This window comes from Bordetella sp., assembly GCF_057362025.1.
The window spans coordinates 34,409-52,440 of record NZ_JBMQQZ010000055.1; the positions used below are offsets into that span (position 1 = coordinate 34,409).

Here is an 18,032-nt window from a genome sequence, read left to right on the forward strand (position 1 = left end):
TGAACGAGTCTACCAGCCGGCCCGGCGATCCGGAGTGTCGGGCATCTGATCGACGACTCTTGCCTCCTGGACAGGTCGGATCTTGAACCAGATGGCATACAGTGCCGGCAGGAAGACAAGCGTCAGAACGGTCCCGCCTATGGTGCCGCCAATGAGTGTATAGGCAAGAGATCCCCAAAAGACCGAGAAAGTCAAAGGGATAAAGGCCAGCACAGCGGCAAGCGCCGTCAATACCACAGGCCGGGCCCGCTGGACCGTCGCTTCGACTACCGCGTTGAAGGGCGACAATCCTTCCTTCTCGTTGATGTGTATCTGCCCGACCAGGATCAGCGTATTGCGCATGATGATTCCGGCCAATCCGATCAGGCCCAGAATGGCGTTGAATCCGAAGGGTTGGTGGAACAGCAAGAGCGTTGGGACGACGCCCACCAGGGCGAGCGGGGCCGTCAGCACTACCATCGCCATGGCGGACATCGAACGTACCTGAAAGATGATGACGACCAGCATCAGGATGAACATGAGCGGGAATACCGCCGCAAGCGCCTTGTTTGCCTTGGCGGCCTCCTCCAGGTCCGCTGCCGTCTCGATGCGGTAGCCCGCCGGCAGTTTGGCGATAATAGGCTGCAGCTGCGGCAGGATCTGCAGCGAGACGTCGGGCGGCTGCATGCCTTCGGCGACGTCGCCGCGCACCGTGATTGTGACGTCGCGGTCCCGTCGGCGCTGAATGGGGTTCTCCATGCGCACTTCGGTACGACCGATCTGGTCCAGCGGCACGCGCTGCCCGGCGGCCCCGGTCAAGGTGAATGCCCCAATGCGCGATGGGTCCAAGCGTTCATCGCCCGCGCTGCGCGCCACAACGTCGACAGATCTGATGTCCTCGCGTACGCGCGTCACGGTCACCCCCGTTAGCAGGAATTGCAACTGTTGGGCGGCATCTTCGGAGCTAAGTCCAAACGCGCGCAGCCGATCCTGATCCAGAATGAAGTGAAGCGTTGGCGCCCGCTCGCCCCAGTCCGAATTGACCTGGCGTATGGACGGGTTGGCCAGCATGACTCGCTGCACCTGCCGGGCAATGTCGCGCACGACGACCTCTGAAGGTCCCATCACGCGGAAAGCAACCGGGAAGGGGGAGTAGGGCCCGAAAACCAGTTGGGAAACCCGTACACGCGCCTCGGGAGCGAGCTGATCGGCAACCGCCTGGCGCGCCCGATGCTTCAGTGCATCCCGGTCCTTTTCGCTTCCTGTCAGTACGACGATCTTGGCAAAGGACGGATCCGGGAGTTCGGGTGACATCGCCAGGTAAAAACGAGGCGCGCCTTGGCCGATATAGCTGGTCACCAGTTTCGTCTCCGGCTGGTTCTTGAGCCACCGCTCTATTTTGGCGACTGCGCCGCTGGTGGCCTCGATGCTGGTGCCTTCCGGCAGCTGCACTTCGAACAGGACTTCAGGCCGGTCGGAAACGGGGAAAAATTGTTGCTTGACGTGCCCCAGCCCCACAAAGGCAACGAGGAAAATCGCGCCTACGCACAAAACGACCTTCTTCTTGTGCGCCACTGCCCAGACGATGAGCGCACGCAAGCGGCGGTACCCGGGGGTGCCATAGATGGCGGCATGACCGCCCGCTACCCGCTTGATATCCGGCAGGAGCTTTACGCCGATATAGGGAGTGAACGCGACCGCGACGACCCAGGACGTCAGCAGCGCGAAGGCGACCACCCAGAAGATATTGCCGGCATACTCGCCCGCGCTGGACTTCGCGAATCCTACCGGCATCAGGCCGATGGCGGTCACCAGCGTGCCAGCCAGCATGGGCGCCGCCGTGTGGCCCCAGGCATAGGTGGCCGCGGACACGCGATCCAGTCCTTCTTCCATCTTGACGACCATGGCTTCGATCACGATGATCGCGTCGTCCACCAGCAGTCCTAGTGCGAGAATCAGGGCTCCCAGGGTGATTCGGTCGAAATCCCGCCCTGTTGCCAGCATGATGATGAACACGCCAGCAAGTGTCAGGGGGACCGCCGCGGCAACGACTACGCCGACGCGCCACCCCAGGCTGATCAGGCTGACGACGATCACAACCAGCAACGCGACGAAGAACTTCAGCATGAACTCGTCGTAGGCTTCCTTGATGTTTACCGCCTGGTCCGTGATCTTTGTGAACGTCATGCCCAGCGGAAGCTCATGGGAAATGCGGCTTGCTTCACTTTCGAGTGCTTTGCCCAAGTCCAGGCCGTTGTACCGGTCTCTCATGACGACGCCCAGCAGAAGCGCCGGTTCACCCTGGCTGCGGATCAGGAAGGTGGCGGGATCCTCGTAACCGCGTTTGACCTCCGCGACGTCGCCGATACGCAGCGTGCGGCCGTTGGCCACGATCGGTGTGGCGCGAATCTGCTCCAAGTTCTCCAGGGCGCCGTCGAGCCTGACCTGGACCTGCTGTCCGTGGGTTTCCACCGAGCCTGCCGGGGTGACGGCGTTGCGCGCGTTGAGCGCGGTGAAGATGTCGCGTGCGGATATGCCTAACGTGGCCAGTCGCTCATATGAGAATTCGACGAAGATGCGCTCGGGCCGTTCGCCCAGGATGTTGACCTTCTTGACGCCTTCGACCTTGAGCAGGCGTTGACGCAGGGCCTCTGCCTCGCGGACGAGCTTGCGCTGCGGTTCGCCTTGTGCCTTCAGGGCATAGAGAGCGAAGGTGACATCGGCGTATTCGTCATTAATGACGGGCGGCAGCACGCCGGGCGGTAGCTTGACTGCTTCATCGCCCAGCTTCTTTCGGGCTTGATAGAACTCCTCGGGTACTTCGCCGGGGGGCGTGCTGTCCTTGAGCGTCACCGTCATAAAGGCCAGGCCAGGGCGCGTGAACGTTTCCGTGCGGTCGTACCACTTCAGCTCCTGCATGCGCTTTTCCAAGGGCTCCGCAACCTGGTCCTGCATCTCCTGGGCTGTGGCGCCGGGCCAGGCGGTCACAACCGTTAAGGTCTTGATGGTGAAGCTTGGGTCTTCGGCCCGCCCCAGCTTCAGGAACGCAAAGGCACCGGAGACCGAAACCGCAATAATCAGGAATAGGGTGACCGCCCGTTCGCGCACGGCAATAGCGGAAATGTTGAAACCGCTCATCGTGTCACCTCGTTACGTGCGACGGCATCGCCACCATCGCCGCGCGGCGCTGTGGCGTTAGTTATCGCACCCGCCGCTCGAACCTGCTCTCCTTCATGAAGCAGGTGGGCCCCCAGCGCCACGAAGCGCTCGCCCGGCGCCAATCCTCCGCTTACCGTGACGGTCTCTATACCCAGGCCGGCGACATGCACGGCTCGCCAAGCGACCTTTGCGGGGTCTCCGGACACAATCCATACGCCAGGGCCCGCGCCCCGGTCATAGAGCGCCGCCAGGGGGACCTGCACCACGCTGGTACCGGTGGCGTCGGCGAAGCTGACGCTGATCGTCGATCCCAGCGGCGCCTGCGCGGCTGCATGGTCCAGGACGTAGCGGGCCTCGAAGGTGCGGGTGCGCGGATCCGCATAGTCGGATAGTTCGCGCAACCGGACGGCCACCGCCGGTCCTTTGCCGCCATATAGTCGTGCCTCGCCGATGGAGCCCAAGGCGGGTCTTAGCGTTTCCGGCAGATCGATGACGGCCTCTCGCGGGCCGGCTCGCGCGACTCGGACCACGGTCTGTCCCGCCGTTACCACCTGGCCAGGTTCGGCCAACGTCGTCATGACAACGCCGTCGGCGTCTGCGTAAAGGGTGGCGTAGCCAGATTCATTACGCGCCACGTCAGCCTGGGCCTGTGCGGCGCTGAGGTCAGCACGCGCGGTGTCGGCGGCGGCTCGTGCCTGATCGTAGGCCGAGGCGGACACCGCACCGGCGCCGACCAGTTCCCGGTAGCGTTTTTCATCCGCGGCAGTCTGCAGGGCGCGCGCGCGCGCCGCGCTAACGGCCTGCTCCCGCGCTCGCATCGCCAGCGCCAGATCGGTTGCGTCGATGCGCATCAGCGCCTGGCCGCGGCGGACATGTTGACCCGTATCCACCAGCCGCTCGACAACCTTGCCGTTAACGCGGAACCCAAGGTCGCTCTGCACGCGAGCGACAACAATGCCGGTGAAGGTGCGTGTGCTGGGGCGGGGCTGCTCGACCGTGGCCACTCGTACCAGCGGAGCCGCGGTCCGAGGATCGTCGGCGGGTGTCGGCGTGCAGCCGGTTAGCGCACTGACCAGGAAAAGGGCTAAAGCGGCCGGAAAGGGCGGCAGCGCCGAACGAAGCAGATGTGGCATTGGAGTCCCCGGGGACAAGCAGAATGCCGGCAGTCTGATTCTAATGACCAATATTGTCAATAGTCACCAAACTAACGAAATTGGCCACCATCGACGGCCCGCGAAGAAAATTCCGCTGGACGTGTCGAATATCAAGGGCTCACGGGGCGAGGCTTCGGAGCACCAGGCTCGCAACCTCGCGAGGAGCCTCCGGCAACCGGTCCAGGTTGTACTGAAGCATCAGGGGGTTGATGAAGGGATACATCACCAGGTAGATCGAGCGGGTGGCCTCGTCGAGCGGGGTTTTCCGCTCGAACTCGCCGGCCTCGCGGCCTTCGCGCAGAATGCCGGCCAGCAGGCTTTGAATGCGTGCTTCGTAGGCGCGCGAGCTCTCCCACTTTTCCGATACGGAGTGCGCCGCAATCTCGTAGAGCTTGCGGTCTTCGAAGAAAAGCTGCGCGGAGAGCTCCACAAGCGTGATGAAAAGCCGGCGAAAGCGCTCGGTGGCGGATTGCGCGCCGTCCATGGCGCTGACGACGCCATCCATCACGTGCGCCAGGCAATCCGCGCAGATTGCCTCGCCGATGGCCTGTTTGGAGTCGAAAAACTTGTAGATGTAGGCCTTGGAAAAACCGATCTCGCGGGCCAGGTCGGACACCGTGGTCTTCGCGTAGCCATAGCGGCTGAAATGCTCGTTGGCCGCTTGCACGATCTGGTCGCGCACACTGTGATCGGCGGGGCCGCGTCGGCCCTGCTGCATAGGCAAAGTCTCAGTCATGGTCAGCAATGTCCCTGGAGTGGGTCGAAGTGCCGATGGGGAGACGGCAACTCATGCGGCGGCGCCGCGGGAAACAGGGTGAGAAAAGCATAAGTTGACTACTAATGACCATATCGTACAATGGTCACTAAGATCTTACTCAAATTGTATCTGCCTGCGAGCCATTCCGCCGACGTCCACCAGGATCCACCATGCATCCGCTCAAACCCGTCCTTCCTATTGTCGTCGCAGGCCTGCTGTTGACGGGCTGCGCGGTCGGTCCCGACTATGAAGCGCCCAAAGTTGCCACCAGCGATCGTTTTCAAGGGGAGGCAGCGGTCGAGGCCCGCCACGCAAGACCTGGCGCGGATATGCGAGTCTGGTGGGAGGGGTTCAACGACCCGCTCCTGTCGCAGCTCGTCACGCGCGCGCTGGCCGAGAACCTCGATATCGCCCAGGCTGTCGCACGCGTTAGTCAGTCGCGCGCCTCGCTGCGCGAAGCCAACGCCGCACTCCTTCCCTCGGGCACGGTGGATGGACTGGCGGGACGCGCACGGCAGTCATTGGAAACGCCGCAAGGGCGGCTTCTCAATGCCAGCCCGGGGTACAACCGCAACGGGAACTACTACGAACTCGATCTGAACACGGCGTGGGAGCTCGATCTCTTTGGAGGGTTGGGGCGCGAGCGGGAGGCAGCCATTGCCAGTTACGAAGCAGCGCAGGCTTCCGCGGAGGCAGTCCGGCTTGCCGTGGGCGCACAGACCGCGGATGTGTACGTGACCATCCGGGGCCTGCAGGCAAGGTTGGCTATTGCGCAGGATCAGGTCAGAACGAGGGCCCGGCTCTTGTCCACCGTCAAGCTCCAATTCGATAAGGGACTGGCCGCCGAACTCCAGGTCCGTCAATCCGAAGGTGCGTTGGCGGACGTCCGCGCAACGGTCCCCGTGCTGCAGGATGGCCTGCAGGCGGCGATGAACGCGCTTGACGTCTTGCTGGCAAGGCCGCCGGGCTCCAGCGCCGGCATGCTGGCCCCGGCAACCCCTATCCCCGTCGCCCCCGCAATTGCCGATGCCGGCACACCCGCGGACTTGATCCGGCGCCGGCCCGACCTGATCGCTGCCGAGCGGCGGCTGGCAGCCAGTAATGCGCGCATCGGCGCGGCGATCGCCGAGTACTATCCGAAATTCTCCCTGGGGGCGGTGCTCGGAACCGCAACCACGGTATCGGGCCATCTGTTCAATGACAGCGCAAACCAGGTGCAGGGTGTCCTGGGTTTGCGTTGGCGCCTGTTCGACTTCGGACGGATCGAGGCTCAGATCGCAGATGCGCGGGGGCGCAATGCCGAAGCGCTGGCGGCTTATCGGCTGGCTGTCCTGCATGCATCGGAGGACGTGGAGAACGCGTTCTCCACTTTGGTCAAGCGCGAGGAACAGGCACGGTATCTTGACGAAGGGACTACGGCCTACGAACGGGCGCGGACGACCTCGTTCACTGCCTATCAGAGCGGCTTGGTAAGTCTCATCGAAGTGCTCGACGCCGACAGCGCCTTGCTACGGTCCCGCGATGCCGGCGTGATAGCACGTACGGAGGCTACCCGGGCGGCGATCGCATCCTATCGTGCCTTGGGGGGAGGCTGGGATCGCCCCGCAACCGGCGCCGCAGTCGCTGCGAAGTAGTAGCGGGCAATTCCAGCTTCGACATTAAAGTATCCCTGGGTCGAGACGGAACGGGCGCCCGTGCACGCCCGCGTCTACACGTACTCTGCCGGTTGAGGATGAGAAAATGATGGGACTTGGCGCGCGATTGCGGTGCCCGGCATCATTCACCATCCTATTCAGAACGAAATGAACCAGCGGAATGTCACCCATCGGATGATCGAGGCTTTCCAGGCTGCCATGCAGCACGGTGGCGTCAGTGCCGGCGCCGATGCGCTTGGGATATCGCAGCCGGCAATGAGCCGGCTGCTTGCCGGTCTGCAGAAATCGGTAGGCTTCCCGCTGTTCGCCAAGAGCGGGCGCACGGTCAAGCCCACGGATGAAGCGCATGCCCTGATGGCGAAGGTGCAGCAGTCTTTCCTGGGCCTGGAGCAGATCGTCGATTTTTCCGCCCAGCTCCGCAAGCAGAAGCTGGGCCGGCTGAGCATCTGCGCCATTCCGTCGATTGGACACTCGATCATGCCCAGGGTTGTCGCGCAGCTCCGGCGCAGGTTCCCCGACGTCCTGATCAGCCTGCAGGTCAGTTCGTACGTCGACGTGGCGCGCCAGGTCAAGACGCGGCAGGCCGACATAGGATTGACCGGCGATACGTTCTCGCTGGGGGGAGTGGAGACGGTCGCGGAATTTTCCGCGGATTGCGTTTGCATCGGCACGTCCGCGTGGCTGGCGCCGGGGGCGACGCACGTGGACGTGGAAGAGCTGGGCCGGTTGCCCTTCATTGCCTCGACGGGCACGTTTCGCCCGCGCCTGGATGCCTGGCTTCGGGCGAACGAGGTGCGGGTCGATGCCATGGCCGAAGCCTCGCTCTTCCAGTCCATCAGCGATCTGTGCCTGGAAGGCCTTGGCGTGGCCGTCGTGGATCGCTTGACGGGTATCAAGCACCGGGAGCGCGGCGGCCTGACCCTGCCGCTGCGGCCCTCCATGGCGTACACGGTATACGCCACGGCGATGAGCGACACACGTATGTCGGCGCCGGCACGCGAACTTATCCGGCTTGTCGCCGCGGCGCACGGCTGAAAACATAACATTCAGGTATGGGTCGATGACCTGGCATCCATGGATACCGGGGCGATGCCTTTTTAGGATGGAGCCTCAATAAATTTCTAGGGGAATCCTGATGTCCTGGAGCATTGCGTATCGGCCGTGGATAGTCGCGGCTTCGATGGGGCTGGTCTTCGCCGTGCCGGCGGCGCATGCCGAGTGGCCCGATCGGCCCATTCGGTTCATCGTCAATGCCGCCGCGGGCGGCGCCGCCGATGGCACCGCCCGGGTGCTGGCCGAGGGACTGGGAAAGCGGTTGGGCCAATCCGTCATCATCGAAAACAAGCCGGGCGCCTCCGGTGCCATCGGTCTGGATACCGTCGCCAAGGCGGCCCCCGATGGCTACACCATCGGCAACGCCAACCTGGCGACATACACCGTCACCGCGTTGACGGCGAAGTCGCTTCCCTATAACCCCGATAAAGACTTCACGCCCATTGCGAAGCAATGGACACAGCCGAATCTGCTGGGCGTCAGTCCCAAGCTTCCGGTCAAGACCGTCGCCGAGCTGGTGGCATATGCCAAGGCGCATCCCAACGAAGTGTTCTACGGCTCCACCGGTACCGGCACCGCATTGCATGTGCTCGGTGCGTTGTTCGCGAATCTGTCCGGGGCGCAACTGATCCATGTGCCCTACAAAAGCGCGCCCGCGGCCGAACTCGATCTGTCGACCGGGCAGATCCAGATGATGTTCAGCAATTTCACGTCCATGGAACCGCAGGCGCGCGCGGGCCGCATTCGCGCTTTGGCCATCACCGGCCCGACGCGTTCGCCCATGCTTCCCGATGTGCCCACCATCCGCGAGGCGGGTTACCCGGCGCTGGAGATGGAAACCTGGGGCGGTGTCGTCGGTCCGGCGAATATGCCGCCGGCTATCGTGGACAGGCTGAATCGCGAGATCAATGCGGTGCTGGCCGATCCCGCCGTGATCAAGAAGCACGCTGCCCTGGGCGCGACAGTGGCGCCGGCCTCCATTGCGGAGTTCAAGCAGATGCTCGATGCCGACAGCGCCCGTTGGGGTGAAGTAATACGGCGCAACAACATCACGCTCGAGTAGCGAAGCTTAGTGATCCTCTGAACGCACGCGGCCGGGGCGGACCCCGTCGCCGCGCAGAGGACAGATCATTCCTGGAAGACCTGGCCATTCGTATGTCCTCAAATGAAATCATCGTCGTAGGCGGCGGCCTGGTCGGCGCCGCCATTGCGTACGGAATAGCCAAAACCGGCGGTACCGTGACCCTGCTGGACCAGGGAGATATCGCGCATCGTGCCTCGCGCGGCAATTTCGGCCTGGTCTGGCTGCAAAGCAAGGGCGCCGGCTTCCCGCGCTATGCCCAGTGGAGTCGCGACGCGGTAGACCACTGGGGACCGCTCGCGAGAGAACTGGCCCAACTTACCGGCGTCGATGTCGATCTGCAGCAGAACGGCGGCTTCTGGATCGGCTTCAGCGAGAAGGAGGTCGTCGAACGCGCGGCCATGCTGGCCGAGATCAATGTCGACGGCCGCACGCCGTTCGAAATGCTGGATCACGTGGAACTGAAAGCGCGCCTTCCGGCCATCGGTCCGAAGGTAGTGGGCGGCAGTTGGTGCCACCTCGACGGGCATGTGAATCCCCTGAAACTGCTGCATGCCTTGCATGCCGGTCTGAAGTTGCGCGGTGGACGGATCTGCAACGGCGTCGACGTGCGTGAGGTCAGCGCGGACGAGAAATCGTCGCGTTTCCTGGCCAGATCGGTCGACGGACGATCCTGGACCGGCGACAGGATCGTGCTGGCCGCGGGATTGAGCAACGACACGCTTGCGTCGCAGTTGGGACTGCACGCGCCCGTCGTGGCCAATCGGGGCCAGGTGCTGATTACGGAACGGCTGAAGAGGTTCCTGCCGTATCCGACGAACAAGGCCCGCCAGACGGCGGAAGGGACGGTTCAACTCGGGTTCTCCGTCGAGGACGTGGGCCTGGACGACGGCACGACGGTGTCCGCCATCGAATGGATAGCAAAACGCGCGGTGACGACCTTTCCGGTTCTATCGACCGTGAAACTGGTGCGCGCATGGGGCGCGCTTCGGGTGATGACGCCCGATGGCGCTCCGATCTACCAGGAGTCGGCGAAGTATCCGGGCGCATTCGTTGCGACCAGCCATAGCGGCGTCTCGCTGGCGGGTTCGCATGCCTATGAGATCGCCCCCTGGATCGCCGGCGTCAAGCCGCCTCCGCGCGGCGTGGAGCAGTTCGCCGGGGAGCGCTTTCTCGACCCCAACAGGAAATTCAGCAATGCGCACTAACGACCAGGACACCGCCATTTCGCTATTTGTCTCGGAAGAAAGTCCCGGCGCGAGAACCGTCCGTATCCATCTCGACGGCAAGCCGCTGTCGGTGCCGGAAGGGATCAGCGTCGCCTCGGCCTTGCTGATGTCGGGCCTGCGCACATTCAGGTCTACCCCGGTCTCCGGATCGCCGCGGGCGCCGTACTGCATGATGGGTGTGTGCTTCGAATGTCTGGTGGAGATCGACGGCCGCCCGGGCCGGCAGTCCTGTCTTGTCCAGGTCCGAGATGGAATGCATGTCAGGCGCCAGGAAGGCGCCACAGAACTGGATGATGCGAGCGATAAGGGCTGATATGGATTCGAATGTCGAGCAATTCGACCTGGTGGTCGTGGGCGCGGGCCCGGCCGGTCTCTCCGCCGCGCTAGAGGCCCGGCATGCCGGATTGAGCGTCGTCCTGCTGGACGAGCAGCGGCGCGTCGGCGGGCAGATCTACCGGGCCGTCGAGGAGGCGCCGCCGCGCAGGCGCAGCGTGCTGGGCGCGGATTACGCCGCCGGTGCGTCCCTTGCGGAGTCGTTCGCGGCCAGCGGCGCGGTTCACCGGGCAGGCGCCGCCGTCTGGAACGTCGATAGGGATAAAACGGTTTCCTATCTGCAGGACGGCCGTGGAAAAACCGTTCAAGGCCGCGCCGTGGTGCTGGCCAGCGGCGCGATGGAGCGTCCCTTTCCGGTTCCCGGTTGGACCTTGCCCGGCGTCATGGGCGCCGGTGCGGCCCAGATACTCTACAAGGCGTCCGGGGCAATCCCGGCCGAGCCTGTCGTCATCGCCGGATGCGGACCGTTGCTGCTGCTTCTGGCGCAGCAGTATCTGCGCGCCGGAGTCAGGATCAAGGCCTTGGTGCAGACCACCGGCGCCGCGGATTACTGGCGCGCGGCCTTGCATCTTCCGCATGCCGTGCGAGCTTGGGAAGACCTTGCAAAGGGCGCGAAGATGCTCAGGGCTATCCGCGCGCATGGCGTCGACACGTACAACGGCGCAAGCGGCTTTTCCATTGAAGGCACCGATAGGGCCGAGGCCATTGCCTTCACGCATAAAGGCCGGCGCAAGCGCATCGCGTCCCCGCTGGTTCTGCTTCATCATGGAGTGGTCCCCAACACGCAGCTGAGCTGGTCGCTGCGAGCCGAGCATCGGTGGGATGACGCGCAACTCTGCTGGGTGCCGCGGACCGATCCCTATGGCCAGATCCAGGACACGCACATCTATATCGCCGGCGACAGCCGGGGCATCGTCGGCGCCAAGGCATCGGCTGCGCAAGGGCGCCTGGCCGCCTTGGATATTGCCCGTCGCCTGCGGACTATCGACGCGAAGGCCATGCAGCGCCGCGAGGCCGAAGTGCAGGCGGAGTTTCGCAGGCATGTACGTATCCGGCCCTTCCTGGACACCCTGTATCGGCCCAGGGACGACCATCGCATTCCGGTCGACGGGAACGTGATCGTCTGCCGTTGCGAAGAGGTCCCCGCCGGAAAGATCAGGAAATACGTGGAGGTCGGGTGTCTTGGGCCCAACCAGACCAAGGCTTTCGGCCGGTGTGGGATGGGCCCGTGCCAGGGCCGGCTCTGCGGATTGACGGTGACCGAAGTCATCGCGCACGAACGCAATGTCAGTCCAGGGGACGTCGGGTACTACCGGATCAGGCCGCCCATCAAGCCCATCACGCTGGGCGAACTAGCCAATCTCGACCAATAGTTTTTTCAACCTGCCCCGAGGAGTCTCAGACATGGAAATCAAACGCATCGCGACCGACACGCGCCGATCGCGCGCAGTGGTCTACAACAACATGGTTTTCGTGGGTGGCCAGACCGCCGACGATCGCAGCCAGGACATCCGCGGCCAGACTGCCCAGACGCTGGCCAAGATCGAGAAATTCCTGGCCGAAGCCGGTACGGACAAGAGCCGTCTGCTGACGGCGCAGATATGGATCAAGGATCTGGAGCGCGACTTCGCCGGCATGAACGAGGTCTGGGATGCCTGGACCGCGCCGAATGCGGCACCGACCCGCGCGACGGCGCAATGCGATCTGGCGGCGAAGGATATTCTCGTCGAGATTATCGTCACTGCTGCCGTGTAAGTGCGCCGCCTGCCCCCTCAGGGCAACACCAGCGCCAGGGTTTCCTTGACCTCTTCCATGACGACATAGCTGTGCGAAGAGGCCGAGGCGGGCAGGCGCTTGAGCAGATCGCCCAGCAGGCGGCGATACGCGCTCATCGCCGTCAGTCGTGCCTTGACCAGATAGTCGAATTCGCCGGATACCAGATGGCATTCGAGGACCTCCGGCACCTTGAGCAATTCCGCGCGCACCTTGTCGAACACATCGCCGGACTTCGCCGACAGCTTGATCTCCAGAAACACCAGCAGCTCCAGCCCGAGTGCCCGCGGATTCAAGTGTGCGTGATATCCCATGATGATGCCATCGCGTTCCAGACGACGGACACGCTCCGCGCACGGCGTGGCGGATAGGTTCACCTTCGTGGCGAGTTCGGTGATGGCTATCCGGCCGTCACGCTGCAGGATGTCGAGGATCTTGTAATCCGTGCGATCGAGGGTGCGCATGTTTTCTCTGTGCACAATAGAAAATCAGATTCGATGTAGCGACTTTAACCAAGATTCAACGGAACTATGGTTAAAAACACTGGCGACACCAAAATAAAATAGCGATTTGACCATGAACAAGGGGAGTCCGGCCATGCATGTGGTCGTTCTGGGCGGTGGCGTTATCGGCACCACCACCGCGTATTACCTGGCACGCGCAGGGGCGCGAGTCACTGTGCTGGAACGGCAGCCGGGTGTCGCGCTTGAAACCAGCTTCGCCAATGCCGGGCAGATCTCGCCCGGGTATTCCACGCCGTGGGCGGCGCCCGGTATTCCTTCCAAGGCCCTCAAATGGATGTTCCAGCGGCATGCGCCATTGGCCTTGCGCTGCGACGGCAGCCTGTTCCAGCTGCGGTGGCTGGCGGCATTGCTGGCCAATTGCAACGCGGCACGCTACGCGACCAACAAGGAGCGCATGCTGCGCCTGGCTGAATTCAGCCGCCATTGCCTGCAGGCCGTGCGCGCGGAAACCGGTATCGAGTACGAGGGCCGGAGCCTGGGATTGCTGCAGCTCTTTCGCGATGCCGCGCAGTTCGAGGCCGCGCAGCGCGATATTTCGGTACTGCAGGAACAAGGCATACCGTACGAACTGTTAAGCGCCACTGAGCTGGCAAAGGCCGAGCCGGCGCTGGCGCGCGCACGTTGCCGCCTTGCCGGCGGCCTGCGGTTGCCGAACGACGAAACCGGCGACTGCCACCTGTTCACGCGGGAGCTCGCCATCCTGGCGGCCCGGCTGGGCGTCGACTTCCGCTACGGCGTTTCCGCCGAAGCCCTGGTCGTGGAGGGCGACCGCGTGGCGGGCGTGCGCGCCGGCGGCAAGTTGCTGGCCGCCGACCGCACGGTCCTGGCGCTGGGTTCGATGTCGCGCGCAATGGCCGCGCCCCTGGGCATGGACCTGCCGGTGTATCCCGTCAAGGGATATTCGTTGACCGTACCGATCGTCGACGAATCGGCAGCGCCGGTTTCCACGCTGCTGGACGAGACCTACAAGGTAGCCGTCACCCGGCTGGGGCGGCGTATACGCGTGGGAGGCATGGCGGAGCTGGCGGGCTACGACCTGCGTCTGAAGCCACGCCGGCGCGCAACGCTGTCCATGGTGTTGCAGGACTTGTATCCCGGGGCCGGCGACGTCGAGCGAGCCGACTTTTGGACCGGCCTGCGGCCCATGACGCCGGACGGCACCCCCATCGTCGGCCGCAGCCGCTATCGGGATCTGTACCTCAACACCGGACACGGCACGTTGGGATGGACCATGGCTTGCGGTTCAGGCCGTATCGTCGCCGACCAGATCTGCGGCCGCGCGCCGGAGATTTCCATCGAGGGCCTGGAATACTCCCGGTACGGCGCATGAGCAGGCCCGCCCATGCCCACCGGGTTTTCGCGATGCGCGACGTGGACGCCGGGCACGGCGAGGGCTACGGTGCCCGATTCGTCGCGCGGCAGCCGGCTCAGAACCGATAGCCGACCCCCACGGCACCATAAGCGGACGTGCGCCGCTCCACGATGGGGCTGTCGCGGGCATCGCCCAGCAGTGTGCGCACTCCCACCGTGGTAAACACGCTCCATTGCCGGTCGATCGCGTAACGCCAGTTCGCGTACAGGCCGACCGACCGGAATCCGGCGCCGGCCGAATAACTGCCCAGGCCGGCCTCGCTGCGCGCGGCTTCCGAGCTGCCGACGCCGAACCAGGTCGACATATCGTCATGGCTGGCCCAGGCCGTTTGCGCGCCCAGCCGGACGACGTTGCGGCCCGCATCCCAGACCGCATAGGAGCCATTGAGTTCGATGCGAGTGCCATAGCCCGCGTGCAAGGCCTGGATCGCCGTGGTGGTGATGCGCCAGCGGCCGGGCTGCCAGCGCAGGAACGCGCCCACGGTGGCGTGCGCGTCGATATCGTCCAAGCCCTTCAGGCGGTCGTGGTCGTCCGCATCCCGGCCCAGGCGCATCCCGGCGAAAACGCCTGCCTGCCAATCCGGGGCCAGCCGCGTGCGCAGCCCCACGTTGGGCAGGCCGTCGTGCGTGCCGACGAAGAACGCGCCGCGCTGGTAGGAAAGCCGCAGCACCGGTACGGCGTGGTAGTCTTTCGCGCCAGCGTATTCGGGTGCGATGCCGACGCCCAGCCCGACGCTGTTTTCGGCCTGGGCTTCGGTGCTCGCCAGCAGGGCGGCGATGCTCCACAGGGCCGTCCATGCATAGGCACGCCGGCGGCGCGGAATCGGCGCGCCGCGCGAGCGCAACGCCTGTGTTCTGATGGTCATCGATATACCTTTGCGTGCGGCCACCGGATAGGCAGCCTTCCGGACCGGCATTGTCGGGAAAGCGTTTTAAAAGTTTTTTAATGCCCCGGCTGTACGCTGCGCATCGTTACCCACGGAGGCCCCTTGCACCTACTGCTGATCGAGGACGACCCGATGCTTGGCGACGCGCTGTGCGGAGGGTTGCGGGAAGCGGGCTACACGGTGGACTGGATGACGGACGCCGCGCAGGCGCGGGCCGCCGTCACCGACCACGACTACGGCGCAATCCTGCTGGACCTGCAACTGCCGCGCGGGTCCGGCCTGGCAATACTGAAAAGCGTGCGCGAGCGCTACGACGCCACGCCTATCGTCATCCTGTCCGCGCGCGACCGCCTGAGCGATCGCATCAAGGGCCTGGACGAAGGCGCGGACGATTACCTGGTCAAGCCGTTTCCCGTCGAGGAGTTGCTGGCGCGGCTGCGCGCGGTCACGCGGCGCGCCAGCCATCGCGTGGTACCGCTGATGCGGATTGGGGACGTGCAGGTCGATCCCGCGCGCCGGCACGTCACGCAGGCGGGCAAACCGGTGAAACTGAGCATCCACGAATACCGGACGCTGGTCGCGCTGCTGGAACGCCAGGGCCACGTCGTCACGCGGGAACAACTGGAGGACGCGGTGTACGGCAGGCACGGCACCATAGAGAGCAACACCGTGGCGGTCTACGTGCATCAGCTGCGCCGCAAGCTGGGCAATGACCTGATCGCGACCGTCCACGGCTTCGGCTATCGGGTCGGCGAGGCCCTGCAATGAAGGGGTGGCTTGCGATTGCCGCGAGAGCGAACAGCCTGCGCGCCCGGCTGCTGTGCGCCACGCTGATCGGCATCGTCGCCTTCGGTGGGGCATGGTATTCGCTGCGTACCTGGGAGATGAATATCCCTGAAACCGGTCGTGCGGACGAACGCTTGCGCGACATCGCCGGCCTGGTCATAGAGTCCATCCCGCGCACCCTGTCCGCGGATGGTTCCGTCGCGGCGTACAGCAGCCCCCAAGGTTTTGGCCCGTCGACGCCGAGCACGATTTTTCAGGTTTGGCATCTGCCCTCCAGGAAGCTGATCCTGAGGTCGCCCACTGCGCCGGATATCCCGATGAAGCCGGACTTCGCCACGGGCTATGGACACGCTTCCGCGCGCGATGAAGCGTGGCGCGTCTATGCCCTGTCGGATCGCACCGGCACCATCCAGGTCCAGACTGCCACCAGCCAGGAAACGCTGGACGAGACCTACCGCGATTGGGTCAGGGAAGGCACGTTCGCGGCCATCGGCATCTTCCTTTTGCTGGCCTTGATCCTGTGGGGCGCCATCCGCCTGAGCCTGCGCCCGCTGGATCTGGCCCGCGACACGATCGCGCGGCGCTCGCCCTTCGACAACTCGCCCCTGGCCGAGCGCAGCCTGCCCGGCGAGATCCGGCCATTCGTGTCGGCCATCAATCACCTGCTGGAGCGCCAGAACGCGGCGCTGGTACGAGAGCGGCAACTGATCGCCGACGCCGCGCACGAGCTGCGCACGCCGCTGGCGGCCATCCAGGCGCAGGCACAACGGGCCACCTCGGCCCTGGATGCGGAAACCGCGCGCGCGGAAGCCGCCAAGCTGCAGGGTGTCGCCGCCCGCGCCGCCCGCATCGTCGAACAACTGCTGGACCAGGCACGCCTGGACTCGGACGACGCCCTGCCGATGGAGCCGGTGGACCTGGCGGATCTGGTCGACCTGGTAGTGCGCGACTTCGAGGGCAAGGCCGCCCGCAGATCGCAGAAGATCTCCATCGCCGCGGAAAGCTGCCCCGTGCGGGGGAATATCGATGCGCTGGGCATCCTGCTGGGAAACCTGATGGACAATGCCGTGCGCTATACGCCGGAGCATGGGCATATTGCGGTGTCGTGCGGATTGGATCGCGGGATACCCGTGCTGGCCATCGCGGACGATGGCCCCGGCGTCCCGGCGGCATACCGTGGTCGAGTCTACGACCGGTTCTTCCGGGTGCCGGGCAGGGCCGCGGGCGGTACCGGCATAGGCTTGTCGCTGGTGGCCCGCATCGCGCGCTTGCACGACGCGCAACTGGTTGAACTGGATGCCGCCAGGGGCTTCCATCTGGCGGTGCGATTTCCGACGGCCCCGGCGTCCCTGGATGCCTAGTGGCTGGGCAGCATCGTTTGGGCGTATTGAATGCCGACGCCGAAGGCCCCGCCGAACCTGCGCGAAATGCCCACGGTCAGGTCGTAGGTTTCCAGTCGGGCCCAGTCGCGCTGCAGCTCCAGCAGATAGGTCAACGAGGTGATCGGGCGCGCGCCGGCCTGAACCATGCGTTGGACGGCGCGTTCATGCGCCTCGGCGGTGCAGTCGCCGCACGCGTCCGTCACGACGTAGACTTCGAATCCCTGCTCAAGGGCGGAAATGACGGGGCCGTTGCAGCAGACGGAGGTCCACAGGCCTGCCATTACCAGCCGGTTCTTGCCGGCGGCATTGATGCGGGCGATGAAGTGTTCGTCTTCCCAGGCGTTGGAGGTCGTGCGATCCGTGATTTGCGCGTCGGGAAAGGCGTCGGCGATCTCGTCGAACAGCGGACCGGCGAACGTGTCCTTGGAGATCGTCGTGATGATGGTGGGTACCTTGAAGCCCTTGGCGGTGTTGGCCAGGATCGCGGTGTTTGCGCGCAGGTTGGTGACGTCTATGGATTTGGTATTGAAGGCCATCTCGGATTGATGGTCGATCAGGACCAGCACATGATCGTTCGGGCTTAACAGGCTGCTGGCAGGCTTGGCGGTCGCTTTGATGCTCATCGAATTCCTCGGTCGAGTCGGGCAGCCCGGATGGCTGGTGTGGCCGGCGGGCCGCGGGGATTGCGGTCCGGAAATTCTATGGGTGCGCCGGCCGGACTTGCGTGCGTTGGCGCGTAACCGTCTTTGCAGAAATGCAGGCTGGCGGCCCGTCATGGCGCTACGCGGACGATTCCGCGCGCGGCCGCTTGCCTTCGATGAAGTCGCGCTTCGTCTCGATTGCCCTTGCGCAATGCGCCATGAAGGCGGTAATCCGGGGAGACCGGCGGATGTCCGGGTGCGTCAGCAG

16 protein-coding genes are annotated in these 18,032 nt (G+C 64.5%); 10 read left to right on the plus strand and 6 right to left on the minus strand.

Annotated features, from left to right (window positions below):
- Positions 1-9 precede the first annotated feature (9 nt).
- From ACO1P8_RS10965 to ACO1P8_RS10975, 3 genes are all read right to left on the minus strand, one after another.
- Positions 10-3,117, minus strand: coding sequence for an efflux RND transporter permease subunit (locus ACO1P8_RS10965; protein ID WP_486295922.1), 3,108 nt, complete (start codon positions 3,115-3,117; stop codon positions 10-12).
- Positions 3,114-4,271, minus strand: coding sequence for an efflux RND transporter periplasmic adaptor subunit (locus ACO1P8_RS10970; RefSeq protein ID WP_486295923.1), 1,158 nt, complete (start codon positions 4,269-4,271; stop codon positions 3,114-3,116). Before ACO1P8_RS10970 ends, ACO1P8_RS10965 begins: the two co-directional genes overlap by 4 nt.
- Positions 4,272-4,410: 139 nt before the next feature.
- On the minus strand, positions 4,411-5,028 hold the full coding sequence (locus tag ACO1P8_RS10975) for a TetR/AcrR family transcriptional regulator (RefSeq protein WP_486295924.1): 618 nt from the start codon (positions 5,026-5,028) through the stop codon (positions 4,411-4,413).
- A 191-nt stretch (positions 5,029-5,219) separates the two neighbouring features.
- Here ACO1P8_RS10975 and ACO1P8_RS10980 point away from each other — a divergent pair, with 191 nt between their 5' ends.
- The 7 genes from ACO1P8_RS10980 (at position 5,220) to ACO1P8_RS11010 (ending at position 12,155) form a co-directional block, all read left to right on the plus strand.
- Complete coding sequence (locus tag ACO1P8_RS10980) at positions 5,220-6,683, plus strand: efflux transporter outer membrane subunit (RefSeq protein WP_486295925.1); 1,464 nt, start codon at positions 5,220-5,222, stop codon at positions 6,681-6,683.
- 168 nt (positions 6,684-6,851) lie between these two features.
- Positions 6,852-7,739, plus strand: a complete 888-nt coding sequence (locus ACO1P8_RS10985; RefSeq protein ID WP_486295926.1) for a LysR family transcriptional regulator — start codon at positions 6,852-6,854, stop codon at positions 7,737-7,739.
- A 100-nt stretch (positions 7,740-7,839) separates the two neighbouring features.
- The gene (locus ACO1P8_RS10990; protein ID WP_486295927.1) at positions 7,840-8,820 is read left to right on the plus strand and encodes a Bug family tripartite tricarboxylate transporter substrate binding protein; all 981 of its coding nucleotides are present in this window, start codon (positions 7,840-7,842) and stop codon (positions 8,818-8,820) included.
- A 92-nt stretch (positions 8,821-8,912) separates the two neighbouring features.
- On the plus strand, positions 8,913-10,046 hold the full coding sequence (locus ACO1P8_RS10995) for an NAD(P)/FAD-dependent oxidoreductase (protein WP_486295928.1): 1,134 nt from the start codon (positions 8,913-8,915) through the stop codon (positions 10,044-10,046).
- Positions 10,036-10,380 carry a (2Fe-2S)-binding protein gene (locus ACO1P8_RS11000; RefSeq protein WP_486295929.1) on the plus strand — a complete coding sequence of 115 codons (345 nt, stop codon included), beginning with the start codon at positions 10,036-10,038 and terminating at the stop codon, positions 10,378-10,380. The genes ACO1P8_RS10995 and ACO1P8_RS11000 overlap by 11 nt, the downstream gene beginning before the upstream one ends.
- A gap of 1 nt (position 10,381) precedes the next feature.
- Complete coding sequence (locus ACO1P8_RS11005) at positions 10,382-11,773, plus strand: FAD-dependent oxidoreductase (protein ID WP_486295930.1); 1,392 nt, start codon at positions 10,382-10,384, stop codon at positions 11,771-11,773.
- Positions 11,774-11,804: 31 nt separating this feature from the next.
- Complete coding sequence (locus tag ACO1P8_RS11010) at positions 11,805-12,155, plus strand: RidA family protein (protein ID WP_094839958.1); 351 nt, start codon at positions 11,805-11,807, stop codon at positions 12,153-12,155.
- A gap of 17 nt (positions 12,156-12,172) precedes the next feature.
- On the opposite strand, the gene ACO1P8_RS11015 is transcribed toward ACO1P8_RS11010, so the two are convergent.
- Positions 12,173-12,637, minus strand: coding sequence for a winged helix-turn-helix transcriptional regulator (locus ACO1P8_RS11015; RefSeq protein ID WP_486295931.1), 465 nt, complete (start codon positions 12,635-12,637; stop codon positions 12,173-12,175).
- A 133-nt stretch (positions 12,638-12,770) separates the two neighbouring features.
- Here ACO1P8_RS11015 and ACO1P8_RS11020 point away from each other — a divergent pair, with 133 nt between their 5' ends.
- Positions 12,771-14,027 carry a D-amino acid dehydrogenase gene (locus ACO1P8_RS11020; protein ID WP_486295932.1) on the plus strand — a complete coding sequence of 419 codons (1,257 nt, stop codon included), beginning with the start codon at positions 12,771-12,773 and terminating at the stop codon, positions 14,025-14,027.
- Positions 14,028-14,124: 97 nt separating this feature from the next.
- On the opposite strand, the gene ACO1P8_RS11025 is transcribed toward ACO1P8_RS11020, so the two are convergent.
- Positions 14,125-14,934 (minus strand): MipA/OmpV family protein, encoded by an 810-nt coding sequence (locus tag ACO1P8_RS11025; protein WP_486295933.1) that lies wholly within the window; start codon positions 14,932-14,934, stop codon positions 14,125-14,127.
- Positions 14,935-15,057: 123 nt separating this feature from the next.
- On the opposite strand from ACO1P8_RS11025, the gene ACO1P8_RS11030 reads away from it, so the two are divergent.
- Positions 15,058-15,723, plus strand: a complete 666-nt coding sequence (locus ACO1P8_RS11030; RefSeq protein WP_486295934.1) for a response regulator transcription factor — start codon at positions 15,058-15,060, stop codon at positions 15,721-15,723.
- Positions 15,720-17,102, plus strand: a complete 1,383-nt coding sequence (locus ACO1P8_RS11035) for an ATP-binding protein (protein WP_486295935.1) — start codon at positions 15,720-15,722, stop codon at positions 17,100-17,102. Before ACO1P8_RS11030 ends, ACO1P8_RS11035 begins: the two co-directional genes overlap by 4 nt.
- On the opposite strand, the gene ACO1P8_RS11040 is transcribed toward ACO1P8_RS11035, so the two are convergent.
- Entirely contained in the window at positions 17,099-17,746 is a 648-nt protein-coding gene (locus ACO1P8_RS11040; RefSeq protein ID WP_486295936.1) for a hydrolase, read from the minus strand. The two genes, ACO1P8_RS11035 and ACO1P8_RS11040, sit on opposite strands and share 4 nt — an antisense overlap.
- Positions 17,747-18,032: the final 286 nt, after the last annotated feature.

What these genes read in the sequence shown, in the direction of transcription:
- ACO1P8_RS10975 (WP_486295924.1), bottom strand. Translation starts at nt 5,028, where the DNA reads ATGACTGAGACTTTGCCTATGCAGCAGGGCCGACGCGGCCCCGCCGAT.
- ACO1P8_RS10970 (WP_486295923.1), bottom strand. Translation starts at nt 4,271, where the DNA reads ATGCCACATCTGCTTCGTTCGGCGCTGCCGCCCTTTCCGGCCGCTTTA.
- ACO1P8_RS11040 (WP_486295936.1), bottom strand. Translation starts at nt 17,746, where the DNA reads ATGAGCATCAAAGCGACCGCCAAGCCTGCCAGCAGCCTGTTAAGCCCG.
- ACO1P8_RS10965 (WP_486295922.1), bottom strand. Translation starts at nt 3,117, where the DNA reads ATGAGCGGTTTCAACATTTCCGCTATTGCCGTGCGCGAACGGGCGGTC.
- ACO1P8_RS11000 (WP_486295929.1), top strand. Translation starts at nt 10,036, where the DNA reads ATGCGCACTAACGACCAGGACACCGCCATTTCGCTATTTGTCTCGGAA.
- ACO1P8_RS11025 (WP_486295933.1), bottom strand. Translation starts at nt 14,934, where the DNA reads ATGACCATCAGAACACAGGCGTTGCGCTCGCGCGGCGCGCCGATTCCG.
- ACO1P8_RS11020 (WP_486295932.1), top strand. Translation starts at nt 12,771, where the DNA reads ATGCATGTGGTCGTTCTGGGCGGTGGCGTTATCGGCACCACCACCGCG.
- ACO1P8_RS10990 (WP_486295927.1), top strand. Translation starts at nt 7,840, where the DNA reads ATGTCCTGGAGCATTGCGTATCGGCCGTGGATAGTCGCGGCTTCGATG.
- ACO1P8_RS11015 (WP_486295931.1), bottom strand. Translation starts at nt 12,637, where the DNA reads ATGCGCACCCTCGATCGCACGGATTACAAGATCCTCGACATCCTGCAG.
- ACO1P8_RS11010 (WP_094839958.1), top strand. Translation starts at nt 11,805, where the DNA reads ATGGAAATCAAACGCATCGCGACCGACACGCGCCGATCGCGCGCAGTG.
- ACO1P8_RS10985 (WP_486295926.1), top strand. Translation starts at nt 6,852, where the DNA reads ATGAACCAGCGGAATGTCACCCATCGGATGATCGAGGCTTTCCAGGCT.
- ACO1P8_RS11005 (WP_486295930.1), top strand. Translation starts at nt 10,382, where the DNA reads ATGGATTCGAATGTCGAGCAATTCGACCTGGTGGTCGTGGGCGCGGGC.
- ACO1P8_RS10980 (WP_486295925.1), top strand. Translation starts at nt 5,220, where the DNA reads ATGCATCCGCTCAAACCCGTCCTTCCTATTGTCGTCGCAGGCCTGCTG.
- ACO1P8_RS10995 (WP_486295928.1), top strand. Translation starts at nt 8,913, where the DNA reads ATGTCCTCAAATGAAATCATCGTCGTAGGCGGCGGCCTGGTCGGCGCC.
- ACO1P8_RS11035 (WP_486295935.1), top strand. Translation starts at nt 15,720, where the DNA reads ATGAAGGGGTGGCTTGCGATTGCCGCGAGAGCGAACAGCCTGCGCGCC.